At 68.5% G+C, this 11912-nt stretch carries 8 protein-coding genes; 3 read left to right on the forward strand and 5 right to left on the reverse strand.

Annotated features, from left to right (window positions below; genetic code table 11):
* Positions 1-199: 199 nt before the first annotated feature.
* The 3 genes from sufC to J3A66_RS07720 form a co-directional block, all read right to left on the reverse strand.
* Positions 200-943, reverse strand: a complete 744-nt coding sequence (gene sufC / locus J3A66_RS07710) for a Fe-S cluster assembly ATPase SufC (RefSeq protein WP_031441058.1) — start codon at positions 941-943, stop codon at positions 200-202.
* 96 nt (positions 944-1039) lie between these two features.
* Entirely contained in the window at positions 1040-2530 is a 1491-nt protein-coding gene (sufB, locus tag J3A66_RS07715; protein ID WP_056020496.1) for a Fe-S cluster assembly protein SufB, read from the reverse strand.
* A gap of 121 nt (positions 2531-2651) precedes the next feature.
* Complete coding sequence (locus J3A66_RS07720) at positions 2652-3080, reverse strand: SUF system Fe-S cluster assembly regulator (RefSeq protein WP_031396624.1); 429 nt, start codon at positions 3078-3080, stop codon at positions 2652-2654.
* A 234-nt stretch (positions 3081-3314) separates the two neighbouring features.
* Between J3A66_RS07720 and J3A66_RS07725 the strand changes: the two genes are divergently transcribed.
* From J3A66_RS07725 to J3A66_RS07735, 3 genes are all read left to right on the forward strand, one after another.
* The gene (locus tag J3A66_RS07725; RefSeq protein WP_209568094.1) at positions 3315-4346 is read left to right on the forward strand and encodes a quinone-dependent dihydroorotate dehydrogenase; all 1032 of its coding nucleotides are present in this window, start codon (positions 3315-3317) and stop codon (positions 4344-4346) included.
* 92 nt (positions 4347-4438) lie between these two features.
* Positions 4439-6187, forward strand: a complete 1749-nt coding sequence (gene ggt, locus J3A66_RS07730) for a gamma-glutamyltransferase (protein ID WP_209568096.1) — start codon at positions 4439-4441, stop codon at positions 6185-6187.
* A gap of 199 nt (positions 6188-6386) precedes the next feature.
* Positions 6387-8177 carry a long-chain fatty acid--CoA ligase gene (locus J3A66_RS07735; protein WP_209568097.1) on the forward strand — a complete coding sequence of 597 codons (1791 nt, stop codon included), beginning with the start codon at positions 6387-6389 and terminating at the stop codon, positions 8175-8177.
* A 32-nt stretch (positions 8178-8209) separates the two neighbouring features.
* Here the strand turns inward: J3A66_RS07735 and J3A66_RS07740 are convergent, their stop codons facing one another.
* Both J3A66_RS07740 and J3A66_RS07745 read right to left on the reverse strand, forming a co-directional pair.
* A complete protein-coding gene (locus J3A66_RS07740) occupies positions 8210-8695 on the reverse strand; it encodes a hypothetical protein (protein ID WP_037531841.1) in 486 nt (161 codons plus the stop codon).
* Positions 8696-8846: 151 nt separating this feature from the next.
* Positions 8847-11816, reverse strand: coding sequence for an insulinase family protein (locus J3A66_RS07745; RefSeq protein ID WP_209568099.1), 2970 nt, complete (start codon positions 11814-11816; stop codon positions 8847-8849).
* Positions 11817-11912 lie beyond the last annotated feature (96 nt).

An 11912-nucleotide genomic window follows, 5' to 3' on the forward strand; every position in this document is an offset into this window, starting at 1 on the left:
CATACGCTCCTCGAAAAGAAGATGGGTTCACGCGGAGGCGCGGAGACGCGGAGAAGAGGGGAGGCTTTGCCCGCAAGGGCCCTAAAATCCCGGCCCGTAAAGACCCGCGGGAGCGCAGACGAGGCGACACCACCTCCGCGCCTCCGCGCCTCCGCGCGAACCAGACTTCTTCTATCTACGCCTGCGGCGCGAACCATGGTCATGCGGCGATCCCCACATAGCCTTCGCTCTCGAGCTGCTGCGCGAGTTCCTTGCCGCCCGACCGGACGATGCGCCCGTCGGCGAGCACATGGACGAAGTCCGGCTCCACATAGTCGAGCAGCCGCTGATAATGCGTGATCAGCAGCACCGCCTTGTCGGGCGCGCGCATGATGCGGTTGATGCCGTCGCCGACGACGCGCAGCGCATCGATGTCGAGGCCGGAATCCGTCTCGTCGAGGATCGCGAACTTCGGGTTGACGATGCCCATCTGCACCATCTCGTTGCGCTTCTTCTCGCCGCCCGAAAAGCCGACATTCACCGGCCGCTTGAGCATGTCGTAATCCATCCCGAGCAGATCCGCCTGCCCGCGCGCGAGCTTCAGGAACTCGCCGCCCGACAGCGCCTTCTCGTCCCGCGTCGCGCGCTGGGCGTTGAGCGCCTCGCGCAGGAACTGGACGTTCGACACGCCGGGGATCTCGACCGGATACTGGAAGCCGAGGAACACGCCCGCCGCGGCGCGCTCATGCGCCTCGAGCTCGAGCAGGTCGACGCCGTCGAACGTCACCGAACCAGACGTGACCTCGTACCCAGGCCGCCCGCCGAGCACATAGCCCAGCGTCGACTTGCCCGCGCCGTTCGGCCCCATGATCGCGTGCACCTCGCCCGCATTCACCTCGAGCGAGAGTCCCTTGAGGATTTCCTTGCCGTCGATCTCGGCATGAAGGTTTTCAATTTTCAGCATCGAATTCTGCCCAATTCCAAATCTCTAAATTTCCGCGGTGCGTCCTGCGCCAGCGCTGTCCCGTCATGCCCGCGCCAGCGGGATGACGGGCGGGGATCACCCCACCGACCCTTCCAGCGAAATCCCCAGCAGCTTCTGCGCTTCCACCGCGAACTCCATCGGCAGCTGCTGCAACACCTCGCGCGCGAAGCCGTTGACGATCAGCGCGACCGCCGCCTCCGCATCCAGCCCGCGCGACATCGCGTAGAACAGCTGGTCCTCGGAGATCTTCGACGTCGTCGCCTCATGCTCGATCTGCGCGGAGGGGTTGCGGACCTCGATATAGGGCACGGTATGCGCGCCGCACTGGTCGCCGAGCAGCAGGCTGTCGCACTGGGTGAAGTTGCGCACGCCCTCCGCGGTCGGTGCGACGCGCACCAGCCCGCGATAGGTGTTGTCCGACCGCCCGGCCGAAATCCCCTTCGACACGATCGTCGACCGCGTGTTCTTGCCGAGGTGGATCATCTTCGTGCCGGTATCGGCCTGCTGGCGATTGTTCGTCACCGCGACCGAATAGAATTCGCCGACCGAGCCGTCGCCCGCCAGCACGCACGACGGATATTTCCACGTGATCGCACTGCCGGTCTCGACCTGCGTCCAGCTGACCTTCGAGTTCTTGCCCTGGCACAGCGCGCGCTTGGTAACGAAATTGTAGATCCCGCCGACGCCGTTCTCGTCGCCTGGATACCAGTTCTGCACGGTCGAGTACTTGATCTCGGCATCGTCGAGCACGACGAGTTCGACGACCGCCGCGTGCAGCTGGTTCTCGTCGCGCATCGGCGCGGTGCAGCCTTCGAGATAGGAGACGTAACTGCCCTTGTCGGCGACGATCAGCGTGCGTTCGAACTGCCCGGTATTCTCGGCATTGATCCGGAAATAGGTCGACAGCTCCATCGGGCAGCGCACGCCCTCGGGGATGTAGACGAACGTCCCGTCGGAGAAGACCGCCGAATTCAGCGTCGCGAAGTAATTGTCACGCTGCGGCACGACCTTGCCGAGCCACTTGCGGACCAGGTCGGGATATTCCTTGATCGCCTCGGAGATCGAGCGGAAGATCACCCCCGCGGCCTCCAATTCCTTGCGGAACGTCGTCGCGACCGAGACGCTGTCGAACACCGCGTCGACCGCGACGCGGCGCTTCGGCGTGCCGTCCTCGTTCAGCGGATCCTCGACCACGCCCGCGAGCATCTTCTGCTCGCCGATCGGGATGCCGAGCTTTTCATAGACGCGCAGGATCTCGGGATCGACCTCGTCGAGGCTCCCCAGCTTCGGCTTCGCCTTGGGCTCCGCATAGTAATAGGCGTCCTGATAATCGATCGGCGGCACGTTGAGCTTCGACCAGTCGGGCGCCTCCATCGTCTGCCACAGCGCGAACGCCTTCAGCCGCCAGTCGAGCATCCACTGCGGCTCGCCCTTCTTGGCGGAAATGAAGCGCACCGTGTCTTCCGACAGCCCCTTGGGCGCGAATTCCTGTTCGATGTCCGAGGAGAAGCCCCACTCGTACGTCTTGTTCGCGGCGGCGTATGCCTCTGCGTTCCGGGTAGCCATCATTCCATCTCCGCCGCAACGCGGCTCTCTAATGTCTTCGCGCCTTCGCGGCTTCGCGTGAACAGACTCTTCTCACGCGAAGGCGCAAAGGCGCGAAGGAAAGGGGTAGGCGCTGCGCGCGTCATGCGGGCACCGGCGAATTCGGGACTTGCAAAAGGCTGGCGAGCGTCACGTCGGCAAGTGCGCCGCGGACTGCGCCGTTGACCGCGTTCCAGTGCGGCTTCACCTTGCACGTCTGGTCGATGCAGCAATCCTGCGCCGCACCGTCGACGCACGCGGTCAGCGCGATCGGGCCCTCGACCGCCTCGATGATGTCGGCGAGCGAGATCGACGCAGGCGGCCGCGACAGGCGAAACCCGCCGCCGGTCCCGCGCGTGCTCTCGATCAGACCCGCCGCCGACAAGCGGCTGACCAGCTTCTGCACGGTCGGCAGCGGCACGCCGGTCTCCTCGCTCAGCAGCGTCGCGTTCAGCCGCGCGATACCACCGCAATGACGCGCCGCGGCGCTCATCATCACGACCGCATAGTCGGCTAGGCTGGAAAGACGCATGGTGCTTCGTGAGTCCAATCGGACCGATATGATCCGATTGACAAATGGGCTTTGCGGGGGGCAGCGTCAACCCGTCCGCCAGTGCTAACGACTCGCAACTGAGTCCACCTCGTCATTCCCGCGGAGGCGGGAATCCACTCTACCGTTTGCGCCTGCGGACGGATGGATTCCCGCCTGCGCGGGAATGACGGAAGAAGGGTTTGGCCGCCCCAGCCGATCTGGGTAAGAGCGCGCATGGCCTTCTACCACCCGCTTCTCTTCCGCCTCGACGCCGAACGCGCGCATGGCCTGACGATCGCCGCGCTCGCCGCCTGGGGCAAGGCGGGCACGCCGCTCGCCCCATCCGTCCCGCGGCTTGCGACCAGCGTGGCGGGGATCGCCTTCCCCAACCCGGTCGGGCTCGCGGCAGGCGTCGACAAGGACGGTCGCGCGATCGACGGGTTCTTCGGGCTCGGGCTCGGCAGCGTCGAGATCGGCACGCTCACCCCCCTGCCCCAGCCCGGCAACCCGAAGCCGCGCATCTTCCGCCTCCCCGAAGACCGCGCGGTGATCAACCGCCTCGGCTTCAACAATGGCGGCCTCGACGCGGCGCTCGACCGGGCGAAGGCGCACGGCCGCGGCAAGGGCGTGCTCGGCATCAACGTCGGCGCGAACAAGGACGCGACCGATCGCACCGCGGATTACGTCCACGGCGTCACCCGCGCCGCGCCGCACGCCGATTACATCACGATCAACATCAGCTCGCCCAACACCCCCGGCCTGCGCGATCTGCAACATGGCGCAGCACTGCGCGATCTGCTCGCCGCCTGCACCGCCGCCAAGGGCACCACGCCGATCTTCCTGAAGGTCGCGCCCGACCTCGAGCCCGCCGACATCGACGACATCGCCCGCGCCGCGATCGACAACCGGATCGACGCGCTGATCGTCAACAACACGACGATCGGCCGCCCCGGCCTGCGCTCGGCGAACGCGACGGAAACCGGCGGCCTGTCGGGCGCCCCGCTCGCCCCGCTCGCCCGCCAGCGCCTCGCCGACTTCCGCAAGGCGACCGGCGCCGCGATCCCGCTGATCTCGGTCGGCGGCATCGGCAGCGGTGCGGAAGCCTATGCCCGCCTCCGCGCGGGCGCGAGCCTCGTCCAGCTCTACACAGCCCTGGTCTATGAAGGCCCCGGCCTCCCCGCACGGATGCTGCGCGAGCTCGACGCGCTGCTCACCCGCGACGGCTTCGCCACCATCGCCGACGCGATCGGCGTCGACGCCCGCTGACACACTTCGTCATCCTGGGCTCAACCCAGGATGACGGCGAGTTTGCGGCGGACGCCTTGCCACCCACCCGATCCGCGCTAGATTCGCACGCGATGAAGACTCCCCTCCTCGCGCTCGCGCTCCTCCTCCCCACCGCCACCGCCGAAGCCCGCCGGACCGCCCCCACCCCCGCCCCGGCGAAGGACCAGGGCATGGTCAGCGCCGCCGATCCCCGCGCCGCCGCCGCGGGGGTCGAGATCCTGCGCGCGGGCGGCAGCGCGACCGATGCGGCGATCGCGACGATGCTCGCGCTCAACGTCGTCGAACCGCAAAGCTCGGGGATCGGCGGCGGCAGCTTCTGGGTCAGCCACGCGGCGAATGGCGGGCTCAGCACGATCGACGCGCGCGAAAAGGCCCCCGCCGCCGCCGATCCGCGCTGGTTCTACGCCGCCGACGGCACCCCGCTCAGCCACCGCGACGCGGTCCCGGGCGGTCGCAGCGTCGGCGTCCCCGGCGCGCTGCGCGGCATGGCGCTCGCGCACCGCGCGTCGGGCAAGCTCCCCTGGGCGCGGTTGTTCGACCCCGCGATCCGGCTCGCGACCAATGGCTTCAAGGCGTCGCCGCGACTCGTCAACGGGATGAAGGCGTATGGCGGCCACATCACCCCCGAAACGCGCACGCTCTTTTCCGCCCCCGACGGATCGCCCGTCGCGATCGGCGCGATGATCAGGAACCCCGCCCAGGCCGCCTTGCTCCAGCGGATCGCCGCGCGCGGCGCCGACAGCTTCTATGTCGGACCCGAGGCGCAGAAGATCGTCACCACGGTCAACACCGCCGCGCGCAACCCGTCGAAGATGACGACCGGCGACCTCGCCAGCTATGACGCGAAGACCCGCCCGCCGGTCTGCGTCACCTACCGCGTCCACCGCATCTGCGGCATGGGCCCGCCCTCCTCGGGGGGCATCGCCGTGCTGATGATCCTGAAACAGCTCGAACGCTTCGACATGGCCAAGCTCGGCAAGGACAGTCCACAGGCGTGGCACCTGTTCGCCGAAAGCTCGCGGCTCGCCTATGCCGACCGCGACCTCTATGTCGGCGATCCCGATTTCGTGTCGGTGCCGGTCAAGGGCATGCTCGACCCCGCCTATCTCGCCACGCGCTCGGCGCTGATCCAGCCGACCACGACGATGGCCAGCGTCAGCGCCGGCTCGCCCCCCGGCGCCCCGGCCCGGCAATCCGCCCCGGTCAGCGAAGTCCCCGGCACCACCGACCTCGCGGTCGCCGATGCGCGCGGCAACGTCGTCGAGGTGACGACCACGGTCGAGGGCTATTTCGGCTCGGGCCTGACCGTCGACGGCACCGTGCTCAACAACCAGCTCACCGACTTCGACACCGTGCCTGAAAAGAACGGCTATCTCGTCGCCAACCGCGTCGAGGGCGGCAAGCGCCCGCGCAGCTCGATGTCGCCGACGATCGTCTACGGCCCCGACGGCAAGGTCCGGCTCGCGGTCGGTGCGGCAGGCGGCTCGACGATCATCGCGCAGGTCGCGAAAGCGATCATCGGCGTCGTCGACTGGAAACTGTCCGCGCAGGATTCGATCGCGCTCGGCCTGATCTACGCGCCCGGCCATGTCGCCGCGGTCGAGAAGGGCACCGAGCGCGAGGCGATGATCCCCGCGCTTCAGGCGCTCGGCGAGACGGTGCAGGTCACCGCGCTCGGCCTGAAGGCGAACGCGGTCGAGCGGGTGAACGGCCGCTGGGTCGGCGCGGCGGACCCGCGCAGCGAAGGCGTCGGAATCGCGCAGGACGGCACCGTGACACAGATCCAGCGCGTCGGCGCCCTCCAGCGCGCACCGGAATAGCATGCCCCGCCCCTTTGTCGTCATCCCCGCGCAGGCGGGGATCCATAGGCGCTGACGTCGGTGACCCCACATGCCGGTCAGCCAATATGGGTTCCCGCCTCCGCGGGAATGACGACGGACCGTTAGCAGACTATACCGCACCAAAGACCGAGCGGCCCCGCGAGGGGACACAGTTCGCAAGAGCGCCCCAGGAGAGACCATGCCCCGCCAGCTCGAACCCTTTCCCAACCTCGTCACCATGTTCTTCGCGCGCGCCGCGGAGAGGGGCGACTCGCCGTTCCTCTGGACCAAGCAGAGCGGCGCCTGGGTGGCGACCAGTTGGGCCGACGCCGCGCGGCAGGTGGCGAGCCTCGCCACGGCCCTCACCGCGATCGGGCTCAAACGCGGCGACCGGGTGATGCTGGTCAGCGAGAATCGCCCCGAATGGTGCCTCAGCGACCTCGCGATCATGGCCGCGGGCTGCGTGACGGTGCCGACCTATGTCACCAACACCGAACGCGATCACCTGCACATCATCGAGAATGCGGGCGCCTGCGCGATCTTCGTCTCGACCGCCAAGCTGGCAAAGACGGTGCTCCCCGCCGTCCTGCGCTCGAACCAGGCGCAGATCGTGATCGGGCTCGAGGACATGCGCGTTCCCGCCGCGATCGACTTCCACAACTGGCAGGCGCTGATCGCCGCGCACCCGACCACGCCCGAGACCGCGGCGGCGCGCGCGACCTTCACCCGCGACGATCTCGCCTGCATCATCTACACCTCGGGCACCGGCGGCGCGCCGCGCGGCGTGATGCAGCATCACGGCGCAATCCTGCACAATTGCGCGGGCTGCGCCGCCGTCATCTCGGAGGATTTCGGCTGGGACGACGAGGTCTTCCTGTCGTTCCTCCCCTTGAGCCACGCCTATGAACATACCGGCGGCCAGCATTTCCCGATCTCCTTGGGCGGCCAGATCTATTATGCCGAAGGCCTCGAAAAGCTCGCCGCGAACATCGAGGAAACGCGCCCGACGATCATGTTCGTCGTCCCCCGCCTGTTCGAGGTGCTGCGCACGCGCATCTCGAAGACGATCGAGAAACAGGGCGGCGCGTCGGCCTATCTGCTTGCCCGCGCGCTCGACATCGGCGCCAGGCGCTATGCGGGCAAGCTCCGCCTGATCGACCGGCCGGCGCAGGCCGCCGTCGCGACGCTGTTCAAGCCCAAGATCGCCAAGAAGTTCGGCGGCCGGCTGAAGGCGATGATCTCGGGCGGCGCGCCGCTCAACCCGGAGGTCGGGCTGTTTTTCGAATCGATCGGCCTCACCTTCCTCCAGGGCTATGGTCAGACCGAGGCCGCGCCCGTCATCTCGTGCAACCGCCCCAAGGCGGGCGTGCGGATGGATTCGGTCGGCCCGCCGCTCAAGGATACCGAGGTGCGGATCGCCGAGGATGGCGAGATCCTGGTCCGCGGCGAGCTCGTCATGCACGGCTATTGGCGCAATGACGCCGAGACCGCGAAGGTGCTGAAGGACGGCTGGCTGCACACCGGCGACGTCGGCGAGATCGACGCGCAGGGGCGCATCCGCATCACCGACCGCAAGAAGGACCTGATCATCAACGACAAGGGCGACAATGTCGCCCCGCAGAAGATCGAGGGGATGCTGACGCTCCAGCCCGAGATCGTCCAGGCGATGATCGCCGGCGACAAGCGCCCCTATATGGTCGCGCTGATCGTGCCCGATCCCGAATGGACGCAGCAATGGTGCGCGTCGAACGGCGATGCGTGCAATTTCAGCAGGCTGGCCGAGAATAGCGAGTTCCGCACCGCGCTGGGCCACGCAATCGAACGCGTGAACAAGGATCTGACCGTCACCGAACGCGTCCGCCGTTTCGTGCTGGCGGACGGGCCGTTCACGATCGAGAACGAACAGCTGACGCCCAGCCTCAAGATCCGCCGTCACGTCATCCGCCAGGCGTACGGCGACCGGCTCGACGCGCTCTACCTCAAGGGCTGACGAATGGGGGGCCACATTGGCCCCCCGCCCCCTCAGGCTGCGCCCAGCGGAAGGTTGCTGCGCTTGCAGACATAGGTCGCCAGCTCCTCGCGCAGCGGCAGCCCGGCGATCGGCCGCAACGGACCGTCATAGGCGATGCTCGTCTCGACCAGCGAACGGCGCGGCGCGACGCCTAGGACATGGAACAGGCGACGCTCGCAATCGACCTCGGTGCGGGCATAGGCGACGCGGCCGGCATGCTCCTGGCGGATGATCGCGATCACCGTGCCGCCGATCGCCCGGCGCTCACGCAGCAGGAAATAGCGCGAGGCGGTGTCCGACGGGGTCGGGATCAGGTCGCCCTTGACCGTCAGCGCGGGCGGCGCCGGCGCTGCGACTTCGGTTTCGCCCAGATTGCGCAGCGATACGCCCGCCGTGCTCATCGCATTGTTATCGACCGCATCGGTCGACGGCGCGCCCGAACAGGCGGACACGCCCAATCCGCCGGCAACCGCCAGCGCTAACCACGTCTTCTTCATCAATACACTCCCGGGTATGAATCAGGTTCAAACGCCCGCGGCATGACGATCGATCCGGTGGTGCGGATCGATCCCCGCCGCCCGACGTTGCGCGAGGATATTTTCTTCGGCGAAGGGCGCGCACCGACCGACACGCGCCCTCCCGGTCCGCTTATTTCGCCGCCGACTTGGGCGCCGCGGCGGGCACGACTGCCATCGTCCAGTCGCGGTCGGGGCGCAGATATTTCGCCGCGACCGCCTGCAGGTCGGCGGGCGTCGTCGACACAAGGTCCTCGGCGATCCGCTTGGTCGCGTCGATCCGCCGCGGATCATAGGTCGCCCCGCCGAGCTGCTGCATCCAGAACTGGTTCCCGGTCGAGGCGCGCATGATGTACTGCCCCATCGGCCGCTTGATCCGCTGCAGCTCGTCATCGGCGATCGGCGTCGAGACGAGCTCGGCGGCGATCTTGCGCGCGGTCTCGAAGAAGAACGCGACCTTTTCCGGCGCGACCTGGCCGATCGCGACGAGGCGACCGCCGCTGTTCATCCCGGTCGGCCACTGGCTCTGCACGTTCGGGCTGTAGCTCGCGCCCGCCGCCTGGCGGAGCCGCTCGAACAGCCGGTCGGCGAACACCTGCGCGAGCACGTCGAGGCGACGGCTCTCGGTGATCGCCTCGATCCCGCCCCCGGTCGGCCAGGCGATGACCGCCGCCGCCTGGTTCTGCGGGCCGGTATGCGTGCGCATCACCGGGGTCGCGACATGCGCGGGGAAGCGCACCGGCGCCGCCACCGCGGTCGACGCGGAGCGCGCGGCGATCGCGCCGAAGCTCTTGGCGACCGCGGCGATCGCCTCCTCGCTCTTCACGTCGCCGAACACCGACACCTCGATCGGCCCGGTCTTGAGCAGCGGCTCCCAGAACTTGCGGAAGTCCTTGGCGTTGAGCGCCTCGACCGACTCGCGCGACGGCGTGCCCCAGCGCGGATCGCCCGCGCGCAACAGCTTCTCCAGATCGCGCGACAGCACGCCGTCGGGCGACGACTCATAGCCCGCAAACGCCGCCAGCGCCGCGACCCGCGCCCGCGCGACCGGCGCTGCATCCCACGCCGGGAAGGCGAGCTTGGCGGCCATCAGCGTCAGCTGGTCGGCATAATCCGCAGGCGAGGTCAGCGCGCCCAGCGTGAACGCGTCGTCGTCGATCCCGAAGTCGAGGCCGATGCGACGCCCGGCGGTCAGCTGGTCGAGATCGCCCTGGTCGAGCTTGCCGATCCCGCCCGCGACCAGCGCGAGGTCGCCCGCCCAGGCCGGACTCGGCTTGTTAGCCGGGATCGCGCTGTAACCGCGACCGAACCGGACGCGGACATAGACGCGGCCGGTCTCGCCCGTATTGGGGAACAGCAGCAGGCGGGTGCCATTGGCATAGGTCACCTGCTCCATGTCGAACGCGGCGATCTTTTCGCGCGACGCCACGACGCCGGGCTTGCCCAGCGGCGGCAGCGCGGCGAACGTCACCGCATTCTGCTGGCGACGCAGCCCCGCGAGACCCGAGACATCGGCCTTCAGCGCGGTCTCGAGCTTGGCCAAAGCGGCGGGGTCAGGCGTGATCGTGTTGACCAGCGCGCGCGTCGCGGTCCCCTCGAAGATCCGCTTCGACGCCGCGAGCAGCGTGGCGGGCGTGAACATGCCCTTCGCCTTGGCATCCTGCAGGATCTTGTACGACGTCTCCGGCCCCGCGACGGTCTCGCGGATGTCGAGCGCACCGACCATGTCGTCGGCCTGACGCGCGCCCGCCTCGACCCGCGCGGTCTCGACCTGGGTGCGCATGATCGTGTCGAAATCGGCATATTCGCGGTCGACCTCGGCCTGGCTCGGCGCATTGGTCTGCGCGTCGGCGATCACCGCGCGCACGTCCTTCAGCGCCGCTTCCCAGTCGGTCCCGATCGGCACGATGTTGACGCTGGTCAGGTTCGCCGACCGCGACACGTCGTCGATCGACACCCCCGCCTGGAGATAGCTGCCACCGGCGCGCGCGCGCGTCTCCAGCCGCCGGCTGATCAGCCGCGTCGCCAGCACGTCGACCAGCCGCGTCTGGTTCATGATCGCGGTGTCGTCCTTGTACACCCAGGGCCGGACCACGCCGAGCGTGACGACCGCGGGCAGCGACGGTTCGGCGATCGCCTGTGCGGCGGGGGCGGCGGGATCGGGCTTGCCGAAATCGGGCGCCGCGGTGAACGCGCCGACCGGCTTCCAGTCCGCGAAGTTCTTGACGATCAGCCGTCCGAACAGCGCCGGATCCATGTCGCCCGAAATGATGACGACGGTGTTCTCGGGCCGGTACCAGCGATCGTGGAACGCCTTGATGCTCGCCCCCGTCGCCGCCTCGAGCGTCTTGATGCTGCCGATCGGCGACCGGTCCGCGAGCGGCTGGCCGGCGAAGAAGGTCGAACGGATCGCATCGCCGATCCGCACCTGGGGTCCTGGCTGCTCGCGCTGTTCGGCGAGCACCACCGGGCGCTCGGCGGTGACCGTCGCATCGGTCAGCACCGGCTGCTCCATCATCCCCGACAGGATCTTCAGGCTGTCGTCGAGCCCCGCCTCGCTCGCCGAGGGCAGGTCGAGCTTGTACGTCGTCGAGACGGGCGTGGTCTGCGCGTTGGTATCCGAGCCGAACGTCGCGCCGAACCGCTGCCAGACGCGCTTGGCCTCGCCGTCGGGGACGTATTTCGACCCGCGGAACGACAGATGCTCGATGAAATGCGCATAGCCGCGCTCGGCGTCGCTCTCGTTCAGCGACCCGGCATCGACGCGCACGCGGACCGACACCTGGCCCGGCGGGACGCCGTTCTTGCGCACGGCAAAGCGCAGCCCGTTGGGCAGCGTGCCGAACTTCCATTCGGGGTCGCGGGTGAGATCGCTGCCCTTGTACAGCCACGCGGTCGTGTCGATCCCAGGCAGACCCGGCAGCGTCGGCGCCTCGCCGGGCATCGACACGGTCTGCGGCTGGACGGGTGCGGCAGGTGCCGCCGCGGGCGGCTTGGCGCGAGCCGCGGGCCGCGTCCCCGATTGGCCGATGGCAGGGATCGCCAGGCACAGCACGAGCGACAGGAAGACGGGAGCGCCGAGCGCGCGGGGGGTAAACGCCATGCCGTCCTGTAGCGCCCCCGGCCGCCGACCGCCAGCGCCGTGCCCGTCGCGCGCGCCGCGCCATCATTTCGTCCCATAGCCGCGCTATCTCAATCA

This window comes from Sphingomonas sp. PvP018 (genome assembly GCF_017876865.1).
Taxonomy (GTDB): Bacteria; Pseudomonadota; Alphaproteobacteria; order Sphingomonadales; family Sphingomonadaceae; genus Sphingomonas; species Sphingomonas aerolata.

Coding starts and splice junctions, on each gene's coding strand:
- sufC (WP_031441058.1), bottom strand. CDS start 943: ATGCTGAAAATTGAAAACCTTCATGCCGAGATCGACGGCAAGGAAATC.
- sufB (WP_056020496.1), bottom strand. CDS start 2,530: ATGGCTACCCGGAACGCAGAGGCATACGCCGCCGCGAACAAGACGTAC.
- J3A66_RS07720 (WP_031396624.1), bottom strand. CDS start 3,080: ATGCGTCTTTCCAGCCTAGCCGACTATGCGGTCGTGATGATGAGCGCC.
- J3A66_RS07725 (WP_209568094.1), top strand. CDS start 3,315: ATGGCCTTCTACCACCCGCTTCTCTTCCGCCTCGACGCCGAACGCGCG.
- ggt (WP_209568096.1), top strand. CDS start 4,439: ATGAAGACTCCCCTCCTCGCGCTCGCGCTCCTCCTCCCCACCGCCACC.
- J3A66_RS07735 (WP_209568097.1), top strand. CDS start 6,387: ATGCCCCGCCAGCTCGAACCCTTTCCCAACCTCGTCACCATGTTCTTC.
- J3A66_RS07740 (WP_037531841.1), bottom strand. CDS start 8,695: ATGAAGAAGACGTGGTTAGCGCTGGCGGTTGCCGGCGGATTGGGCGTG.
- J3A66_RS07745 (WP_209568099.1), bottom strand. CDS start 11,816: ATGGCGTTTACCCCCCGCGCGCTCGGCGCTCCCGTCTTCCTGTCGCTC.